Below are 19,160 nucleotides of genomic sequence, written 5' to 3'. Positions count from 1 at the left end.
CGGCCGGGTTTCCGCTACTGCATTCGACGGTGGGGCCGGGCGTGTCAGAGGAGTCCGGTGGCGCGAGCGGCGCAGTCTGCTCGTATGAAGAAGCCGTACTCGCTCCTCGGGATCGCCGCCTCCACCGTCGCCGCCACGCTCGCCGCCGGCGTCCACCCCGCCGTCGCCGCCACCGTCGACGTCGGTAACCCCGTCTCCGGCAACAACGGCTTCGGCGTGGTCGTCGAGACCGACGCGCTCCTCGGCTCCACCGAGTCCGAGGGGCCCGTCGCGATCGGCGGCGACCTCTCCTACGGCGCCGGGTACAACGTGGCGCTCCACGACCCCGGTACCTTCTCGGTCGGCGACGACCAGGAGCCGACGGCGCTGCTCGTCGGCGGCCGGATCGACTACGAGGGCAGCAGCCCCGTCGGCGTCCTCAAGGTCCTCCAGGACGGCTACCTCAAGATCGGCGACCTGACGGGCAGCGGGGTCGTCACCCAGGACGCCAACAGCGCCACGGTGAAGACCCAGGTCGTCGCCGCCGCCCAGGGCCACAACTCCACCCCCCGCATCGAACTGACCGTCGAACAGCCGGCCCTCTCCGTCGGACCCCACCCCGGCCTCATGGACTTCACCGGCCTCTTCGCCACCTACCGCGACCGCGCCGACGCGCTGGCGACGTGCACGGCGAACGTCGAGGTCCAGGACCCGGGCAGGATCACCCTCGACGGCACCCGCACCAACGTCCTCAAGCTGACCGGCGACGAGCTGAACGCCCTCTCCGAACTCACCTTCCTCGACCGCCCGACCGCCTCCGGCCCCCTCGTCATCGACGTGGACACGACGGCCACCGGCGGGGTGTTCACCTGGGACGTGCCCAACCTGGCGGGGGTGAGCGCCGACGACGCGCCCTTCATCCTCTGGAACTTCTCCGACGCGACCGCGATCACGATCGCCACCGGCGACTCCGTCGAGGGCACGATCTACGCGCCCCGCGCGCACGTCACCGACCTCGACCCGGCCAACATCGAGGGCGACGTCGTCGCGAAGGCGCTCACGGCGGGCCCCCTGGACGCGACGCGCGCGGCCGACGTCAACGCCGGCGAGATCCACTACCGCCCCTTCGCGGCGGACCTCGGCTGCGAGGACGGCCCGACCCCGACGCCGTCCCCGTCGACGTCGGAGCCCACGCCGTCCCCCTCGACGTCGGAGCCGACCCCGTCGCCGTCCACGAGCGAGCCGACCCCGTCGCCGTCCACCAGCGAACCCACGCCGTCCCCCTCCACGACGGAGCCGTCCCCCGAGCCGTCCACGACGGAGCCCGCCCCGGAGCCGTCCACGACCGAACCGTCCCCGGAGCCGTCCGCCACCGAGCCGGGCGGCTACGGCGACGACGAGCTGGCCGACAGCGGTACGAGCCCCGTCGTCTACGCCTCGGCCGTGCTCGGCCTGCTGTGCGCGGCGGGCGGGCTGCTGCTGGTCCGGCGCTTCCGGAGGCGCTGAGCCCGCCCCGCCGCCCCCGCGCCCAGCAGGACCAGGACCGAGACCCCCGCCGCCGCCAGTCCGGCGGTGAGGCCCGGTGGACGGAAGGCGCAGCTCACGGTGGCCGTCCCCGTGACCCGTACGGCGAGCAGGCCCGCGTAGGGCTCGGGCTCGCGGCCCTGGCAGCTCCAGCCGGGGATCGCGGGGGCGGCGACGACCGCCGTGCCGGCCGCGCCGCCGGGCAGGCGGGCGGTGAGGCCCGTCGCCGTGGTCCGGACGGAGACGGCGGACCGGTCCCGCAGGGCGGTCACCGCGGCCCGGAGGCGGTCGTGGTGCAGGCAGCGGAGCTCGGCCGGGCCCTTGCCCGGGGGCACGCCGGGGCGGGCGTCCGGGACGGACTGGGTGCCCAGGGAGGTCATCGCCGCCCGGCGCCGGGGGCCGCCGCCCAGGAGGCGGACGGGCGGGCCGGAGACCGGCCGGGCCTCGCCCGTGCGCTCCGGGGCCCAGAGGAAGACCTCCGTGCCCACCGGGCAGGACCCGGACGCGGCGGGGCGGCTGTACACCCCGGCGCCGAGGAGGAGTTCCTGGTTGCGGAAGGGGTCCGGGCCGAGGGCGGGCGCGGCGCCCGGCGGCCGTACCGTCACGAGCGGCAGCCCCGGCCCGGTCCGCGCGACCTCGCCGTCCCGCCACCGGGCCCCGACCGCGAACAGGGCGTCCGTGACCGGGTTGTCGAGGCTCTGGAGGTTGCGGCCGCGGGACGTCCAGCCGCCGCCGAGGGCGGTCAGGAGGCCGGTGAGGACGGCGGGGGTGTGGCTGCTGTAGTAGGCGGCGCCCTGGCCGCCGAGGAGGAGCGGGTCGTTGCCCGCGACGCGCGGGAGGCCGGAGTCGGTGCGGTACGCGGGCCAGCCGCCGGCCGCCGCGAGGGCCGCCGCGCGCTGTTCCTGGCGGGGGCCGTACGGCGGGTAGTCGTCGAGGTGGGCGGGGCGCGCGCGGTCCGCGTACGCCGTCGTCGCGGCGGCCTGGCCGAGGAGCGTTCCGGTGACGAGCAGGGCGGTGAGGACGGCGTACCGGCGGCGCCGGGGGAGTGCGAGGGCGCCCGCCACGGCGGCCGTTCCGGCGACCGCGAGGAGCAGCGCGGGGCGGGTGGCGAGCTCGCTGGGGAGGGCGGCGGCCGTGAGCGCGAGGACCACGGCGCCGCCCGCCGCGAGCGGGCGGCGGCCGGGCGGGCCGTGGGCGAGACCGGCGTGGGCGGCGATCACCAGCAGGCCGGCGAGGACGAAGGTCTGGCGGTAGGGGCTGCCGTTGGGCGTGGCGAAGAGGTGCCACACCAGGTGCGTCGGGCCCCACTGGAAGGAGGCTGCCACGGCGAGGACGAGGCCGGTCCACACCAGGCGGTCCCGGCCCGGGACCTCGCGCCGGAAGGCGAGCGTCGCCGCGAGCAGCAGCACCGGCGCGGCGACGAACGCGGCCGGGGTGGAGAAGCCGTACGTGCCCGGCAGCAGCCGCGCCAGCGCGTCGGCCACGCCCGCCGCCTCGAACTCCCGGACGACGCCCGGGTGCGCCTGCCGGGTCGACAGGAGGACGGGGGCGAGCACGGGCCCGGCCAGCCCCACCCCGAGCAGCACGGATCCGGCCGCCCGGAGCAGCACGCGCGGCACCGGGACCTCGCGGGGGCCGGCCGTCGCCAGGCGCGCGAGGAGGAAGAGGCCGGCGCCGAGGGTCGCCATGTACGCCGTGTAGAAGTTCGCCGTCCAGCAGACCGCGACCGTCAGGACGGACAGCAGGGGGCGGGCGCCCTCGCGGGCCCACTCCGCGACCAGGCAGAGCAGCGGGAAGGCGATCAGGCCGTCCAGCCACATCGGGTTGTAGGTGCCCTCCACGAGCGACCAGCCGCACAGGGCGTACCCGGCGCCGAGCACGGCCGGCCACCAGGGGGCGGGCGTGGCGGAGATCCGGCGCAGGAGGAGCGTGGTCGCGGCCGCCGCCAGGGCCGTCTTCAGGAGGGTCAGGGCGTAGACGGCGTACTCGATGTCCGCGCGCGGGGCGAGCGCCACCAGCGGGGCGAGGGGGCTCGACAGGTAGGTGCCGTAGTCGGGGAGGAAGCTCGTGCCCAGGCCGGCCCGCCAGTTCAGGAGGAGTCCGCCGTCGGCGCGGCCGTGCAGCAGGTCCCACAGGTGGGCGTGGAAGGGGACGAACTGGTTCGCCAGGTCGTTCACCGAGCGGTGGCGCGGGCCGAAGGGGAAGGTCCGGGCCACCGCGTCGCCGGCGCAGACGGCGGCGAGGGCGAGCAGCCCGGCCAGGGCGCAGGCGGCGGCCGTGGCGCGGCGCGGGGACACGGGGGCCGGGGCCGGGGCCTGGGCCGGGTCCGGTTCCGGCGGAGGCGCGGGAGGCGGGGCGGTTCGCGGGGCGGTTCGAGGAGCAGGTCGCATGGCGGTTCGAATATCGCAGCGGCGGAGGGGCGGAGCGCGGTCTCCGCGGGGCAGTTCACGCAATGGTCGCCCCGTCGTCACCCCGGCGGGGCGGGAGGGTCACCGGCCTGCCCTTGGGTGTCGGATGTGCTGCTCTCTCTCGTCGTCCCCTGCTTCAACGAGGAGGACGTCCTCGCCCGCTTCCACACCCATGTGACGAAGGAACTCGACGCCCTGGAGGGCGAGTTCGAGATCGTCTACGTGGACGACGGAAGCCGCGACCGGACCCTCCCGATCCTGCGGGACCTCGCCGCCGCCGACCCCGCGCGGGTCCGCTTCGTCTCCTTCAGCCGCAACTTCGGCAAGGAGGCCGCCATGCTCGCCGGGCTCCGGCACGCCGCCGGCGACGCCGTCGTGATCATGGACGCGGACCTCCAGCACCCGCCGGAGCTGGTGCACCGCATGGTCGCGCTGCACGCCGAGGGGTACGACCAGGTCGTCGCCCGCCGCACCCGCGAGGGCGACCGGGTCACCCGTACCCTCACCGCCCGCCTCTACTACCGGGCGATCAACCGGCTCGTCGACGTCGAACTCGTCGACGGCGTCGGCGACTTCCGGCTGCTCTCCCGGCGCACGGTCGACGCGATCCTCGGGCTCGGCGAGTACAACCGCTTCTCCAAGGGGCTCTTCTCCTGGGTCGGCTTCCGGACCACGACCTTCGCCTACGAGAACGCGGTGCGCGAGGAGGGCCGGTCCAAGTGGACCTTCGGCAAGCTCCTCAACTACGGCCTCGACGGGCTCCTCTCCTTCAACAACAAGCCGCTGCGGGCCGCCGTCTACCTGGGCCTGCTGCTCGTCTCCCTCGCCCTCGCCTACGCCGGCTGGATCGTCGCCGACGCCCTCGCCCACGGCGTCGACACGCCCGGCTACGTCACCCTCCTCGTCGCCGTCACCGCCCTCGCCGGCGTCCAGATGGTCATGGTCGGCCTGATCGGCGAGTACGTCGGCCGCATCTACTACGAGGTGAAGCGCCGGCCCCACTACCTGGTCGCCGAGACGCACACGGGCCGCGAGAAGGCCGACGGGCCCGCCGACACCCGGGCGGCGGGTGCCTCGTTGTGGGAGACGGTCGTCCGGAAGTGACCCCTGAGACGCGGTGACGGGCAAGTTGTCCCCGCGAAGTAGTGGCTACGGTCCCGGCGACTCCCTACCATCGATCACCGCAAGGTCGTCCAACTGACGCACGACCAGCCCGGGAGGCTCCTTTGCACCGCCGCGACCGCCGCCACGACAGCCCCGCACGCCGCCGCACCGCGCTTGCCCTCTCCGCCGCGCTCCTCGCCGCGGCCCCGCTGCTCACCGCGTGCGGCAGCGACGCCCACCCAGGGGCGGCGGCCGTCGTCGGGGGCGAGCGCATCGACGTCTCGAGTCTCCAGGCCCAGGTGAGGGCGGCCCGCGACGCGCAGTCCGCGTCGCCGCAGTCCGACCAGCTGATCGCCGCCACCGGAGACCTCGGCCGGCAGAAGCTCAACGGCATGATCTTCGACCGGATCCTCGACGAGGTCGCCGCCGACCAGGGCGTCACCGCCAGCCGCGCCGAACTCCAGCAGACCCGCGCGGCCTTCGTCCGCGACAACGGCGGCGAGGAGGGCCTGGAGGCCGTCCTGCTCCAGCAGCAGGGCGTCGCCCCCGGCCAGATCGACGACGTCGTCCGGCGCAACGTCCTCATGACCAAGATCATCGAGAAGCTGGGGATCACCGAGACCCCCGAGGGCCAGCAGAAGCTCCAGGAGCTCTTCGCCGCCGCGTCGAAGTCCCTCGACATCGACGTGAACCCGCGGTACGGCGCCTGGGACGACACCAAGGTCCAGCTCGACACCGGCGCCGACACCGCTCCCTGGCTGATCAAGGTCTCCCGGCAGCAGGCCGCCGCGGGCGCGGAGCAGCTTCCGGGCTGACCCCGCCCCCGGGGTAGGTTCGAGGGGTGAACTCCGTGAACCCCGGCCGGGTCGTCCTGCTCACCGCCAGCCACCGGGTGGCGCCCGGACTGCTGTCCTGGCCCGCCTGGCAGGCGCTGCGCGGGGCCGACCGGGTCCTCTGCCCCGACGAGCACCACCCCCAGCTGCCGTACCTGCGGGAGGCGGGCGTCGCCGTCGAGCACGTCCGCCCCACCGCGGAGGAGCTGGTCGCGGCCTGCGCCGGCGGCCGCACCGTCCTCGTGCTGCCCTCCGGCGAGGGCGACCGCGCCCTCACCGACGGGCTCGCCCGGCTCGCCGGATCCGGCCGCGCCGCCATGCCCGACCTGGAGCTGCTGCCCGGCTCGTACGACCTGCCGGGCGCCCGCCTGCTCGACCTCGTCCAGGTCATGGACGTCATCCGGCGCCAGTGCCCCTGGTCCTCGCTCCAGACGCACCAGGGCCTCGCCAAGTACGCCATCGAGGAGGCGTACGAACTGGTCGAGGCGATCGAGGCCGGTGACCGGCACGAGCTGCGGGAGGAGCTGGGGGACGTCCTCCTCCAGGTCGTCTTCCACGCGCGGATCGCCGAGGAGGACGCCGAGGAGCCGTTCTCCGTCGACGACGTGGCCGGCACCCTCGTGGAGAAGCTGATCCAGCGCCACCCGCACATCTTCGGCGACGAGACCGCCGAGACGCCCGAGGACGTCCGCGCCCACTGGCTGCGCGCCAAGGCCGTCGAGAAGGGCCGGGAGTCGGTGACCGACGGGGTGCCCGTCGGACAGCCCGGCCTCGCGCTCGCCGCCAAGCTCGCGAGCCGGGTCCGCACGGCCGGCCTCGGCGTGCCGCTCCCGCGCGGCGAGGGCGTCGGCTACGAGCTGCTGGCCCTCGCGGCCCGCGCGGAGGCCGAGGGCGTCGACCCGGAGGCGGCGCTGCGGGCGGCGGCGCGGGCGTACCGGGACGCGATCAGAGGGGCGGAGGGGCTGTGAGGGACCGTTTCCTGAAGAGGCTGCGCAGACCGCCGTCGAAGGAGCGGGACATCGAGGTGTTCCTCTGCTTCGGCATGGCGATGATGCTGTCGCTCGAGAGCGATCTGTGGGACTGGCTGCGGCCGCTCGCCTGGCTGGCGGCGCTCTGGTACGCCGAGGAACTGCTCCGCAGGGCCGTCTGGCGCCGCAGGGCGCGCCGCGCGGCCCTCTCCTAGTCCGCGCGCGGGGCGCGGGCCGCCGGGTCGTGCCAGCGGACCGCCGGGGGCCCCAGGAGCCACTCGGCGCGGGTGGCCGGGCGGGTGGTGAAGCGGCCGGCGGGCGGGAGGACGTCGTGGCGGGTGCGGGCCGGGTCGGCGCCCAGCTCCTCCAGGACCTCGGAGACCTCGCCGAGGAAGCCGGGCGGTCCCGCCAGGTAGACGTCGTGGTCCGGCCAGCGGCCGCAGGACCGCAGCGCGGTGAGCAGCCGTTCGGTGGCCTGGTCGCGGGGGTGGCGGGGCGCCGCGGTGATGTAGGTGACGCTGAGGCCCGGCAGCCGGGCGGCGAGCCGGTCCAGCTCCTCGCGCCCGTACAGGTACTCCCGGGACCGGGCCACCGAGAAGATCCGGCCCTCGGCGTCCGGGTCGGAGCCGGCCGCCTCCTCCAGGAGGGCCTTGACCGGCGCCCAGCCCGTACCGGCGCATATATACGTGCGGAGCGCGCCCGGCGCGGTACGGGAGACCGCCGCGCCGCCGGCGGCGCTCAGCCGCAGCGTCTCGCCCGGCCGGACCTCGTCCACCAGGGCCGTGCTCATCGCCCCGCCGGGGATGCGGCTCACGTGGAGGTCGAGCGTGCCGTCCGCGCGGGGCGCGTTGCCGAGCGAGTACGTGCGCCACACCCGCGGGACCCGGAGCGAGCTGACGCCGGCGTACTGGCCGGGGAGATAGGGGAAGGGCCTGCGGGGGCGCAGCGTGAGCACGGCCAGGTCGTCGCCGTGCCGCTCGTGGCCGACGACGTCCGCGTCCCACCAGGCGGGCTCCCCCGCGGCGGCCGACTCCTCCGCGCCCGCCAGCATCAGGTCGGCGACCCGCCCGTACGCCTCCGACCACGCCTTCTCCGCCTCGACCGTCCACACCGCCCCCGCGGTGTGCGCGAAGGCGGCGAGCAGGCTCTCGCCGACCGCCGCGTACAGGGCGGGGGAGGCGAGGAACTTGCGGTGGTCGCGGCCGAGGCGGCCCAGGTAGGCGGCGAGGCCGGGGTCGTCCAGCGAGGTCACGACGTGCGTGAGCGCGGCGAACAGCCGGTCGCGCTGCGGGACCAGGTGCTCGGGGTCCTCCGGGAAGAGCGCGCGCACGCCGGGGTTGCGCCAGAACAGGTGCGAGTAGAAGTACGTGACGGCGTGTTCGGCCCGTCTCTCGACGACCGCGAAGGTGCTTCTGAGCAAGGCGAGGTCCACGCGGGGAAATGTAGGGCACGGGCCGTCACGACGTGATCACCGGCCGGTGATCACGTCAGGTCGGGCGGCGGGATCCCGAGGACCGGACGGTACGGTCGGGGCGTGAGTGAAGGACCCGCCCCGATGCCCCATATGCCCGGTACGCCTGGAACATCCGGTACGAGCCCCGCGCCGGCCTCCTGTCCCGTCGCCGGCGCCTCGTCCGGAGCCGGCGGCGGGCCGGTTCCCGCGCTGTTCAGCTGGGAGTTCGCGAGCGATCCGTACCCGGCGTACGCCTGGCTGCGGGAGCACGCGCCGGTGCACAGGACCACCCTGCCCAGCGGGGTCGAGGCGTGGCTCGTCACCCGGTACGCGGACGCCCGGCAGGCCCTCGCCGACCAGCGGCTCTCGAAGAACCCGGTGCACCACGCCGAGCCGGGCAAGACCGGCATTCCCGGCGAGCGCAGCGCCGGGCTGATGACCCACCTCCTCAACATCGACCCGCCGGACCACACCCGGCTGCGGCGGCTCGTGTCGAAGGCGTTCACCCCGCGCCGCGTCGCCGCCTTCGCGCCGCGCGTGCAGGAGCTGGCGGACCGGCTCATCGACGACCTCGCGGCGCGGGGGAGCGCCGACCTCATCCACGAGTTCGCCTTCCCGCTGCCCATCTACGCCATCTGCGACATGCTCGGCGTCCCCGCCGAGGACCAGGACGACTTCCGGGACTGGGCCGGGATGATGATCCGGCACGGCGGGGGACCGAGGGGCGGGGTGGCGCGCTCGGTGAAGAAGATCCGCGGCTATCTCGCGGAGCTGATCCACCGCAAGCGGGAGTCCCTGCGGGAGGAAGGCGCGGACGACCTCATCTCCGGCCTCATCCGCGCCTCGGACCACGGCGACCACCTCACCGAGGCCGAGGCCGTCGCCATGTGCTTCGTGCTCCTCTTCGCCGGCTTCGAGACGACCATCAACCTCATCGGCAACGGCGCCTACGCCCTGCTGCGCCACCCGGAGCAGCGCGCCCGCCTCCAGGCGTCGCTCGCCGCCGGGGAGACCGGGCTCCTGGAGACCGGGGTCGAGGAACTGCTGCGGTACGACGGGCCGGTGGAGCTGGCGACCTGGCGGTACGCGACCACGGGGCTGAGCATCGGCGGGCAGGCGATCCCGGCCGGCGACCCGGTCCTCGTCGTCCTCGCGGCGGCCGACCGCGACCCGGACCGGTTCGGCGCCCCGGACACCCTCGACCTCGCCCGCGCGGACAACCAGCACCTCGGGTACGGGCACGGCATCCACTACTGCCTGGGCGCGCCGCTCGCCCGCCTCGAAGGACAGACCGCGCTCGCCACCCTCCTGACCCGCCTGCCGGACCTGCGACTTGCCGTCGATCCGGAGGAACTGCGGTGGCGCGGAGGGCTCATCATGAGGGGGTTGCGCACGCTTCCGGTGGAGTTCACCCCATCCGCACCCCCGCCCCGCGCGTGACGGTGTGTCAGAAATGTGATCTTCACGTGATCGGGAAGCCATCGACTTGTGACGGGCGTTCGAATGCGGCTACCTTCGCGCCAGCGTTCGGCCGGAACCCGGCCGTCCCAGCCGTCCCTGCCGTCACGCGAAAGGCCCCGACATGCTTTCCGGAAACGGACGACACCGTCGACCCCGTCAGGCTCCCGCGATCGTCGTCACCGCGGGAGTGACCGGATCCGCCATGGCGCTGCCGCTGCTCGCCGCCGGCTCCGCCTCCGCCGCCGACGCGGCCACCTGGGACCGGGTCGCCGCCTGCGAGTCCGCCGGCCAGTGGAGCGCCAACTTCGGCAACGGAGCGTACGGCGGCCTCCAGATGACACAGGAGGCGTGGGAGCGGCACGGCGGACTCGCGTACGCCCCCAGCCCGGACCTCGCCAGCCGCGCCCAGCAGATCGCCGTGGCCGACAAGGCGCTCTCCTCCGGCAGCACCGACTGGGCCACCTGCGCCCCCATCGCCGGGCTGACGAACGACGGCAAGGCGACCGGCGTACAGCCCGGCCCGGCCGTCCAGGAGGAGGACGAGGGCGGCGTGGCCCCCGAGTCGAACTGGACCGGTGGCGCGGACACCGGCGCGAGCTCCGGCGCGGAGAAGACGGCGCCGAAGCCCGCCGCGCCCGCCGAGAAGGCCACGACGGCCACCGAGCGGGCCGAGAAGGCCGAGAAGGCCGCCGAGACGGCGGCCGGCACCGCCACCGCTCCGGCCGCGCCGGCGAAGCCCACCACGCCCGCCGAGCCCACCGCGCCCGCCACGCAGGCCCCCGAGGGCACCGCCACGCCTCCGGCGACGCCCGCCCCCGACGCCTCCACGCCCGCCCCGGACGCCTCCACGGGCACCCCCGGCACCATCGCCCCCGGCACGACCGCGCCCGACGCCCCGGTCACGTCGCCGGACGCCTCGAAGACCCCGGCGGACCCCGAGGCGCCCGCCACCCCGGTGACCCCCGGTACGGACGGGGCTGACGTGTCGTCGGCCACACCCGGGACGGGCAAGCACCGGGGCGAGGCCGCCCCGGAGGAAACCGACAAGACGGACACCGAGCAGGAATCCGGTCGACATGCCGCAGCTGCGGACAAGGTCACCTCAATCCCCGTCAACTCGGACGCAAGTGACGCCTACACCGTGCGGCCGGGTGACAGCCTGTCGGAGATTGCGCGGGAGAACGATCTCCCCGGCGGCTGGGACGCCCTGTATGACGCCAACCGCCATACGGTCGGCACCGATCCGGATCTCATCCTCCCTGGTCAGAGCCTTGAGCTGACGAACCCTCCGTCGGAGAAGTGAGGCCGTTTCAGGGCCTTATGTCCGATTTTGGGAAAGTGAGACATGGGTCTCTTCGCCCCAACTGGCGTGTCACGTCCGCAAACTTTGCTTCCGTCAGCTCTCACCTGCGCAAACGAGGTCTGACGGAGTGCAAGTAAGGGCGATTTGTCCGTCGTAAGGCCCTTTGAACTTCGAGCAGGTGTGTGTCTACGGTCATCACCGCTCGCCACCGCGGGCCCCGTCGACCGAAACGCCGAGTCCTGCCGTCGGCCGCCGGGAACTGTCGTCGCGAAAGCGCCGCAGGCAGGAGTGGGGGACCCAAGGTTCGTGCCGGTCCCGGCCGTCGGGAACGACGGACGGCCGACCGGCTAGGGGTGAAGCCGCGCGCAAGGACGCGTGGCCGGGCGAACTCTTCAAGCCCGAACCCGACAGCTCACCTCACAGGCGTCGGTGAAGAGGAAACTCCATGCTGTTCTCCGGCACGGGCAAGCGCCGTCGTCCCTCCAAGGCCACTCGCGTCGTCGCCCTCGTCGGCGTCACCGGTGCGGCCGTCGCCGCCCCGCTGATGGCCGCCGGCACCGCCTCGGCCGCCACCGCCTCCGAGTGGGACCGCGTCGCCCAGTGCGAGTCCGGCGGCAACTGGTCGATCAACACCGGCAACGGCTACTACGGCGGCCTCCAGTTCTCGGCCTCCACCTGGGCCGCGTTCGGCGGCACCGCCTACGCCCCCACCGCCGACCAGGCCAGCAAGTCGCAGCAGATCGCCATCGCCGAGAAGGTCCTCGCGGGCCAGGGCAAGGGCGCCTGGCCGAGCTGCGGCGTCGGCCTCTCCTCCGCCTCCTACGACGGCGGCTCCGCCGAGGCGGCTCCGCAGCAGCAGAGCACCCAGCAGCAGAGCGCCCCGAAGCAGAGCACCCAGCAGAGCGCCCCGAAGCGCTCCGCCGAGCAGCCGGCCAACCGCAGCGAGCAGCGCCAGGCCCCCAAGGCCCAGGCCGCGCCGCAGGCCGCCGCCAAGAAGACCGTCACCACCCCGACCGGCAAGAAGGTCAAGAAGGGCGACGGCGAGTACAAGGTCGTGGCCGGCGACACCCTCAGCAAGATCGCCGCGGCGCAGGGCGTCGACGGCGGCTGGGCCGAGCTCTTCGAGCTCAACGAGGACGTCGTCGAGAACGCCGACCTGATCTACCCGGGCCAGCAGCTCCACCTGAAGTAAGGCCCTCGGCACCGGTGAGTCCGGCGGCTTCCCGGTGCCCGACGACCCTCCCGCGGTGACCACCCCGGTCCCGAGCCCCTTCCCCCGTGGGCTCCGGACCGGGGTTCTGCCGTTACTGTCCAGTAGATCCCGGGTCTTTCGTCCTTCGATGCGTGCTCTTGGGCCCTTTTTCGTCCCAGGGGACGGGCGGTCGGCTGGCCGGACCGCCGGAGCCGGTTAGGCTCTTGTCGCAAGGCGAACGAGACCTTGCGACCCCTGCGTCACACCTAGCGTCACATCCCAGAAGGAGATGCTCGTGCCGTCCATCGACGTCGTCGTAGCCCGGGAAATCCTGGACTCCCGAGGCAACCCCACGGTCGAGGTCGAGGTCGGCCTCGACGACGGCAGCACCGGTCGTGCTGCCGTGCCGTCCGGCGCCTCCACCGGAGCCTTCGAGGCCCTGGAGCTCCGCGACGGCGACCAGAACCGCTACCTCGGCAAGGGTGTCGAGAAGGCGGTCCTCGCCGTCATCGAGCAGATCGGCCCGGAGCTCGTCGGCTACGACGCCACCGAGCAGCGCCTGATCGACCAGGCCATGTTCGACCTGGACGCCACCCCGGACAAGTCCTCGCTCGGCGCCAACGCCATCCTCGGCGTCTCCCTCGCCGTCGCGCACGCCGCCTCCGAGGCCAGCGACCTCCCCCTCTTCCGCTACCTCGGCGGCCCGAACGCGCACCTGCTGCCCGTTCCGATGATGAACATCCTCAACGGTGGGTCGCACGCCGACTCCAACGTCGACATCCAGGAGTTCATGATCGCCCCGATCGGCGCGGAGTCCTTCTCCGAGGCGCTGCGCTGGGGCACCGAGGTCTACCACACCCTCAAGTCCGTCCTGAAGACCAAGGGCCTCTCCACCGGCCTCGGCGACGAGGGCGGCTTCGCCCCGAACCTGGACTCCAACCGCGCCGCGCTCGACCTCATCATCGAGGCCATCAAGCAGGCCGGCTACGTCCCCGGCAAGGACATCGCGCTCGCGCTCGACTGCGCCGCCTCCGAGTTCTACAAGGACGGCTCCTACGAGTTCGAGGGCAAGTCCCGCTCGGCCGCCGAGATGACCGAGTACTACGAGGAGCTCGTCTCCGCGTACCCGCTCGTCTCCATCGAGGACCCGCTGTTCGAGGACGACTGGGCCGGCTGGAACGTCATCACCGAGAAGCTGGGCGACAAGGTCCAGCTCGTCGGCGACGACCTCTTCGTCACCAACCCCGAGCGCCTCGCCCGCGGCATCGAGGAGAAGTCCGCCAACGCCCTCCTGGTGAAGGTCAACCAGATCGGCTCGCTGACCGAGACCCTCGACGCCGTCGAGCTCGCCCAGCGCAACGGCTTCAAGTGCATGATGTCCCACCGCTCCGGCGAGACCGAGGACGTCACCATCGCCGACCTCGCCGTCGCCACCAACTGCGGCCAGATCAAGACCGGCGCCCCGGCCCGCTCCGAGCGCGTCGCCAAGTACAACCAGCTGCTGCGCATCGAGGAGATCCTCGACGACGCCGCCGTCTACGCCGGCCGCAGCGCCTTCCCGCGCTTCAAGGGCTGACCGCGGGGGCCGACCGGCCCCGGCACCGCAGTTCCGTCCGTCCCCGCACCCGGTCCCGTACCGTGTGCGGGGACGCACGTTTGAGGGACACCGGAGACAGAAGGACACCGGACGACAGGGGAGGCGACACGACATGGCCGTCAAGGACCGGGACCGGTTCTCCACCGCGACCCGGATCAGGCTGCTCGGCGAGCAGACCGCCGCCCGTGTCTACCGCTCCCAGACCCGCCGCCAGGCCCGGCGCTCCCGGCTCACCGGCCGCGCCGCCTTCCTGGCCCTCGTCGTCTGCTCCCTCGTCGTCGCCCTCGCCTACCCGATAAGGAGCTACGTCTCCCAGCAGGGCGAGATCGCCGAACAGGAGCGCAAGGCCGCCGAGGCGGCCCGGCGGGTCGAGGAGCTGCGGGACGAGAAGGCCCGCCTCCAGGACCCCGCCTACGTCCGCCGCCTCGCCCGCGAACACCTCCACTACGTGCTTCCCGGCGAGACCGGCTTCACCGTGAACGACCCCGGGGCGGCCGACCGCCCCCGCGCCGACCAGGAAGCGGCCGACCGCCCCTGGTACGACAACCTCTGGGACGGCGTCGACAACGCCGACCGCCACTGACCGACCCGACTCAGGATCCACGATGGAAACGCCCCCTCCGCAGACCGAACGCACCGAGCCCACCGACGCGGACGTCGCCGCCTTCGAGGCCCAGCTCGGCCGGCCGCCGCGCGGCCTGCGCGCCATCGCGCACCGCTGCCCCTGCGGCAACCCGGACGTCGTCGAGACCGCGCCCCGGCTGCCCGACGGCACCCCCTTCCCGACCACGTACTACCTCACCTGCCCCCGGGCGGCCTCGGCCATCGGCACCCTGGAGGCCAACGGGGTCATGAAGGAGATGCAGGCCCGGCTCGCCACCGATCCCGAGCTCGCCGCCGCCTACCGCGCCGCGCACGAGGACTACCTCGCCCGCCGCGACGCCATCGAGGTCCTGGAGGGCTTCCCCAGCGCCGGCGGCATGCCCGACCGCGTGAAGTGCCTGCACGTCCTCGTCGGCCACTCGCTGGTGGCGGGGCCGGGCGTCAACCCGTTCGGCGACGAGGCCCTCGCCATGCTCCCCGAGTGGTGGGCCAAGGGCCCGTGCGTCAACCCGTGCGCGGAGGAGGCGAAGTGACCAGGGTCGCCGGAATCGACTGCGGTACCAACTCCATCCGCCTCCTCGTCGCCGACGTCCACCCGGAGACCGGGGAGCTCGTCGAGCTCGACCGGCGGATGACGATCGTCCGGCTCGGCCAGGGCGTCGACCGCACCGGCCGGCTCGCCCCCGAGGCGCTGGAGCGGACCTTCGCCGCCTGCCGCGCCTACGCGGAGGTCATCAGGGAGCTCGGCGCGGAGCGGATCCGCTTCGTCGCCACCTCCGCCTCCCGCGACGCCGAGAACCGGCAGGAGTTCGTCGACGGGGTCGTGGCGATCCTCGGCGTCGAACCCGAGGTGATCACCGGCGACCAGGAGGCCGAGTTCTCCTTCACCGGCGCCACCGGCGAGCTGCCGGACTCGGAGTCGTACCTCGTCGTCGACATCGGCGGCGGCTCCACCGAGTTCGTCACCGGCAACCGGCACGTCGAGGCCGCCCGCTCCGTCGACATCGGCTGCGTCCGGCTCACCGAGCGGCACGTCCGCCACGACCCGCCGACCGCCGAGGAGGCCGAGGCCATCCGCGCCGACGTGCGCGCCGCCCTCGACCTCGCCGCCGAGACCGTCCCGCTCGGCACCGCCCGGACCCTCGTCGGCCTGGCCGGCTCCGTCACCACCGTCGCCGCCATCGCCCTCGGGCTCCCCGAGTACGACTCCACGAAGATCCACCACGCCCGGATCTCCGCCGGCCAGGTCGCCGCGGTCACCCGGCGGCTGCTCGCCTCCACCCACGACGAGCGGGCCGCGATCCCCGTCGTCCACCCCGGCCGGGTCGACGTCATCGTGGCCGGCGCGCTCGTCCTCCAGGAGATCGTCGAGCGCGTCGGAGCCGCCGAGGTCGTGGTCAGCGAGCACGACATCCTCGATGGGATCGCCCTATCCGTCGCATAGAGGCCCCCTATCGAGGGGTCCCGCGACACCCTGTCGGAAAAGCTTCGTGAAGTTCTTCACAAGGAAAAGGGCCCTGATGGCGCCGGAGGGGGGTCTTAGGGCCCTCCGAGGGGGTCCTCAGGGCCCTTTCGCAGGCGCGGAGGCCACTTCGCTCGAAGTTTCCATCGTGTGAACGGGCCCCTTGGTTCAGCGTTAACGGGGGCTCTCCGGGCCAGTTCAGCGGCGGTGAACAACGTTCACCACTGCATTCCGGTTCCTTTGCACGACCATGACGTGGATCACGTGGGCGGCGGAGTGTAGCAGAGCACCCCGGGAAGCTTGTGAAGGGGCGCACGAGGTGACCCCCCGGGGTGGGTGGATACTCGATGGCATGAGCACCACGGAGCGTCCCAGGATCCTCATCGTAGGCGGCGGGTACGTTGGCCTGTACGCCGCGCGGCGCATCCTCAAGAAGATGCGCTATGCCGAGGCGACCGTCACGGTCGTCGACCCCCGGTCGTACATGACCTACCAGCCCTTCCTCCCCGAAGCCGCCGCCGGCAGCATCTCGCCGCGCCACGTCGTCGTCCCGCTGCGACGCGTCGTGCGCGGAGCCGAGGTGCTCACCGGCCGGGTCACCACCATCGACCAGGACCGCAAGGTCGCCACGATCGCGCCGCTCGTCGGCGAGGCGTACGAGCTGCCCTTCGACTACCTGGTCATCTCGATGGGTGCCGTCTCCCGCACCTTCCCGATCCCCGGCCTCGCCGAGCAGGGCATCGGCATGAAGGGCATCGAGGAGGCCATCGGGCTGCGCAACCACGTTCTGGAGCAGCTGGACAAGGCCGACTCGACCACCGACGAGGAGGTCCGCCGCAAGGCCCTGACCTTCGTCTTCGTCGGCGGTGGCTTCGCCGGCGCCGAGACCATCGGCGAGGTCGAGGACATGGCCCGCGACGCGGCCAAGTACTACACGAACGTGTCCCGCGAGGACATGCGCTTCGTCCTGGTCGACGCGGCCGACAAGATCCTCCCCGAGGTGGGCCCCAAGCTCGGCCAGTACGGCAAGGAGCACCTGGAGTCCCGCGGCATCGAGATCTACCTGGAGACCTCCATGGACTCCTGCGTGGACGGCCACGTCGTGCTCAAGAACGGCCTCGAGGTCGACTCCAACACCATCGTGTGGACCGCCGGCGTCAAGCCGAACCCGGCCCTCGCCCGCTTCGGCCTCCCGCTCGGCCCCCGCGGCCACGTGGACTGCAACGAGAAGCTTCAGATCAAGGGCATGCCCTACGCCTGGGCCGCCGGCGACAACGCCCAGGTCCCGGACCTCGCCGCGATCAAGGCCGGCGTCCCGGCCGAGCGCGCCTGGTGCCCGCCGAACGCCCAGCACGCCCTGCGCCAGGCCAAGGTCCTCGGCGACAACGTGGTGTCGGGCATGCGCGGCTTCGAGCAGCGCGAGTACAGCCACGCCAACAAGGGCGCGGTCGCCGGTCTCGGCCTGCACAAGGGCGTGGCCATGATCGTCATGGGCAAGATGAAGATCAAGCTCAAGGGCCGTCTCGCCTGGTACATGCACCGTGGCTACCACGGCATGGCGATGCCGACCTTCAACCGCAAGATCCGCGTCTTCGCCGACTGGACCCTCGGCATGTTCCTCAAGCGCGAGGTCGTCTCGCTCGGTGCCATGGAGACGCCGCGCGAGGAGTTCTACGAGGCCGCCAAGCCCGCCCCGGCCCCGGCCGCGGCGAAGGCCCCGGAGAAGGCCAAGGCGTCGTAACACCCCGCTGCGGATCCGCAGCGACCCGGCAGTACCCCGGCAGTGCCTCTGCCAGTGCCCGAAGGGCCGTCCGTCATCCGTGGTGCGGACGGCCCTTCGGCGTGTTTTGCGCACTTCTTGCGTCGCGGCGGGATGGGAAATCCCTACCGACGGTGTTCCCTTGGTGACGGACGAGTCCGGAGCAAGGACCACGGAGGTGTGTCACCATGGCCGACGCCGCGACGCGGCTCGCGACTCTCGCCGAGGATCTGCTGGGTATCCCCCTTCCGCTGCGCCTGCGCGCCTGGGACGGCAGCGAGGCGGGCCCGCCGGGCGACGGACCCGTGCTGGTGATCCGGGACCGCAGGGCGCTGCGCCGCGTCCTCTGGAAGCCCGGCGAACTGGGCCTGGCCCGCGCCTGGGTGGCCGGCGAGATCGACGTCGAAGGGGACCTGTACGCGGCCCTGGACCGGCTGTCCGGGCTGATCTGGGAGCGCGAGGGGGAGCCCGGCGGGCTGCTCTCGGCGGTACGGGATCCGCGGATCCGGGCCGCCGTCGCGGGCCTGGTGCGGCTGGCCGGCCCGCTGCCGCCGCCGAAGCCGCCCGTCGAGGAGGCCAGGGGCCGCAGCGGCGGGCGGCACAGCAGGCGCCGCGACAAGCAGGCGATCAGTCACCACTACGACGTGGGCAACGACTTCTACGCGCTGGTGCTCGGCCCGTCGATGGTCTACTCGTGCGCCTACTGGACGGACGGCGGCACGCTGGAGGACGCCCAGCGGGACAAGCTCGACCTGATCGCCCGCAAGCTCGCCCTGCGGGAGGGCGACCGGCTGCTCGACGTGGGCTGCGGCTGGGGCTCGATGGCGATCCACGCGGCCCGCGAGTACGGCGCCCGGGTCGTCGGCATCACCCTCTCCCGCGAGCAGGCCGCCTTCGCCCGCAAGCGGATCGCCGAGGAGGGGCTCACCGACCGGATCGAGATCCGGGTCCAGGACTACCGGGACGTGCCCGACGGGCCGTTCGACGCGATCTCCTCCATCGGCATGGCCGAGCACGTGGGGGCGGAGAAGTACCGGGAGTACGCCGACCTCCTGTACGGCCTCCTGAAGCCCGGCGGACGGCTCCTGAACCACCAGATCTCGCGCCGCCCCGAGCCCGACGAGGAGGCGTACCACGTGGACGCCTTCATCGACGCGTACGTCTTCCCCGACGGCGAACTCGCCCCGATGGGCCGCACCCTGACCACCCTGGAGGAGGCCGGCTTCGAGGTCCGGGACGTGGAGGCGATCCGGGAGCACTACGCGCTGACGCTGCGCCGCTGGGTGGCGAACCTGGAGAGGGAGTGGGGTCGGGCGGTCCGGCTCACCTCCCCGGGCCGGGCCCGGATCTGGCGGCTCTACATGGCGGCCTCCGCGGTCTCCTTCGAGCGCAACAGGATCGGCGTGAACCAGTTCCTGGCGGTGCGGACGCCGCCGTCGGGGACGAGCGGGCTGCCGCTGCGGTCGCGGGAGTGGACGGAATAGCCGAAGGGCCGGGGTTCCCGCGGGAACCCC

At 73.3% G+C, this 19,160-nt stretch carries 16 protein-coding genes and 1 riboswitch; of the genes, 14 read left to right on the top strand and 2 right to left on the bottom strand.

The window, feature by feature from the left end:
• Positions 1-84 precede the first annotated feature (84 nt).
• Positions 85-1,485 carry a collagen-binding domain-containing protein gene (locus tag ACIGHB_RS27135; protein ID WP_399916532.1) on the top strand — a complete coding sequence of 467 codons (1,401 nt, stop codon included), beginning with the start codon at positions 85-87 and terminating at the stop codon, positions 1,483-1,485.
• Here ACIGHB_RS27135 and ACIGHB_RS27130 read toward each other — a convergent pair.
• A complete protein-coding gene (locus ACIGHB_RS27130) occupies positions 1,410-3,800 on the bottom strand; it encodes a YfhO family protein (RefSeq protein WP_399916530.1) in 2,391 nt (796 codons plus the stop codon). The two genes, ACIGHB_RS27135 and ACIGHB_RS27130, sit on opposite strands and share 76 nt — an antisense overlap.
• Before the next feature lie 219 nt (positions 3,801-4,019).
• Between ACIGHB_RS27130 and ACIGHB_RS27125 the strand changes: the two genes are divergently transcribed.
• The 4 genes from ACIGHB_RS27125 to ACIGHB_RS27110 all read left to right on the top strand — a co-directional run bounded on the left by ACIGHB_RS27125 (position 4,020) and on the right by ACIGHB_RS27110 (position 7,031).
• Positions 4,020-5,015 (top strand): glycosyltransferase family 2 protein, encoded by a 996-nt coding sequence (locus ACIGHB_RS27125; RefSeq protein ID WP_360314626.1) that lies wholly within the window; start codon positions 4,020-4,022, stop codon positions 5,013-5,015.
• Positions 5,016-5,137: 122 nt separating this feature from the next.
• Positions 5,138-5,830, top strand: coding sequence for a SurA N-terminal domain-containing protein (locus ACIGHB_RS27120; protein ID WP_360314624.1), 693 nt, complete (start codon positions 5,138-5,140; stop codon positions 5,828-5,830).
• A gap of 26 nt (positions 5,831-5,856) precedes the next feature.
• A complete protein-coding gene (locus tag ACIGHB_RS27115) occupies positions 5,857-6,816 on the top strand; it encodes a nucleoside triphosphate pyrophosphohydrolase (protein WP_360314622.1) in 960 nt (319 codons plus the stop codon).
• Positions 6,813-7,031: a hypothetical protein gene (locus tag ACIGHB_RS27110; protein ID WP_360314620.1), complete on the top strand. Its 219-nt coding sequence runs from the start codon at positions 6,813-6,815 to the stop codon at positions 7,029-7,031. Before ACIGHB_RS27115 ends, ACIGHB_RS27110 begins: the two co-directional genes overlap by 4 nt.
• Here ACIGHB_RS27110 and ACIGHB_RS27105 read toward each other — a convergent pair.
• Complete coding sequence (locus ACIGHB_RS27105) at positions 7,028-8,248, bottom strand: globin domain-containing protein (RefSeq protein ID WP_360314618.1); 1,221 nt, start codon at positions 8,246-8,248, stop codon at positions 7,028-7,030. The genes ACIGHB_RS27110 and ACIGHB_RS27105 overlap by 4 nt on opposite strands.
• Positions 8,249-8,380: 132 nt before the next feature.
• On the opposite strand from ACIGHB_RS27105, the gene ACIGHB_RS27100 reads away from it, so the two are divergent.
• From ACIGHB_RS27100 to ACIGHB_RS27060, 9 genes are all read left to right on the top strand, one after another.
• Positions 8,381-9,709, top strand: coding sequence for a cytochrome P450 (locus ACIGHB_RS27100; RefSeq protein WP_360314666.1), 1,329 nt, complete (start codon positions 8,381-8,383; stop codon positions 9,707-9,709).
• 208 nt (positions 9,710-9,917) lie between these two features.
• A complete protein-coding gene (locus ACIGHB_RS27095; protein ID WP_399916526.1) occupies positions 9,918-11,033 on the top strand; it encodes a transglycosylase family protein in 1,116 nt (371 codons plus the stop codon).
• Positions 11,034-11,297: 264 nt separating this feature from the next.
• A riboswitch (cyclic di-AMP (ydaO/yuaA leader) is annotated at positions 11,298-11,474 on the top strand.
• A gap of 4 nt (positions 11,475-11,478) precedes the next feature.
• Positions 11,479-12,225 carry a transglycosylase family protein gene (locus ACIGHB_RS27090; protein WP_360314614.1) on the top strand — a complete coding sequence of 249 codons (747 nt, stop codon included), beginning with the start codon at positions 11,479-11,481 and terminating at the stop codon, positions 12,223-12,225.
• 289 nt (positions 12,226-12,514) lie between these two features.
• Positions 12,515-13,801 (top strand): phosphopyruvate hydratase, encoded by a 1,287-nt coding sequence (eno, locus tag ACIGHB_RS27085; protein ID WP_360314612.1) that lies wholly within the window; start codon positions 12,515-12,517, stop codon positions 13,799-13,801.
• Positions 13,802-13,934: 133 nt separating this feature from the next.
• Entirely contained in the window at positions 13,935-14,405 is a 471-nt protein-coding gene (locus ACIGHB_RS27080) for a septum formation initiator family protein (protein WP_360314610.1), read from the top strand.
• 22 nt (positions 14,406-14,427) lie between these two features.
• Positions 14,428-14,958 (top strand): DUF501 domain-containing protein, encoded by a 531-nt coding sequence (locus ACIGHB_RS27075; protein ID WP_360314608.1) that lies wholly within the window; start codon positions 14,428-14,430, stop codon positions 14,956-14,958.
• Positions 14,955-15,869, top strand: a complete 915-nt coding sequence (locus ACIGHB_RS27070) for an exopolyphosphatase (protein WP_399916523.1) — start codon at positions 14,955-14,957, stop codon at positions 15,867-15,869. The genes ACIGHB_RS27075 and ACIGHB_RS27070 overlap by 4 nt, the downstream gene beginning before the upstream one ends.
• A gap of 370 nt (positions 15,870-16,239) precedes the next feature.
• Positions 16,240-17,628, top strand: coding sequence for an NAD(P)/FAD-dependent oxidoreductase (locus tag ACIGHB_RS27065; RefSeq protein WP_360314604.1), 1,389 nt, complete (start codon positions 16,240-16,242; stop codon positions 17,626-17,628).
• A 206-nt stretch (positions 17,629-17,834) separates the two neighbouring features.
• The gene (locus ACIGHB_RS27060; protein ID WP_399916520.1) at positions 17,835-19,130 is read left to right on the top strand and encodes a class I SAM-dependent methyltransferase; all 1,296 of its coding nucleotides are present in this window, start codon (positions 17,835-17,837) and stop codon (positions 19,128-19,130) included.
• Positions 19,131-19,160: the final 30 nt, after the last annotated feature.

The sequence above is a fragment of the Streptomyces sp. NPDC085460 genome (genome assembly GCF_044541975.1).
Classification (GTDB): Bacteria; Actinomycetota; Actinomycetes; order Streptomycetales; family Streptomycetaceae; genus Streptomyces.
This window is presented reverse-complemented; position numbering and strand designations above follow the sequence as displayed.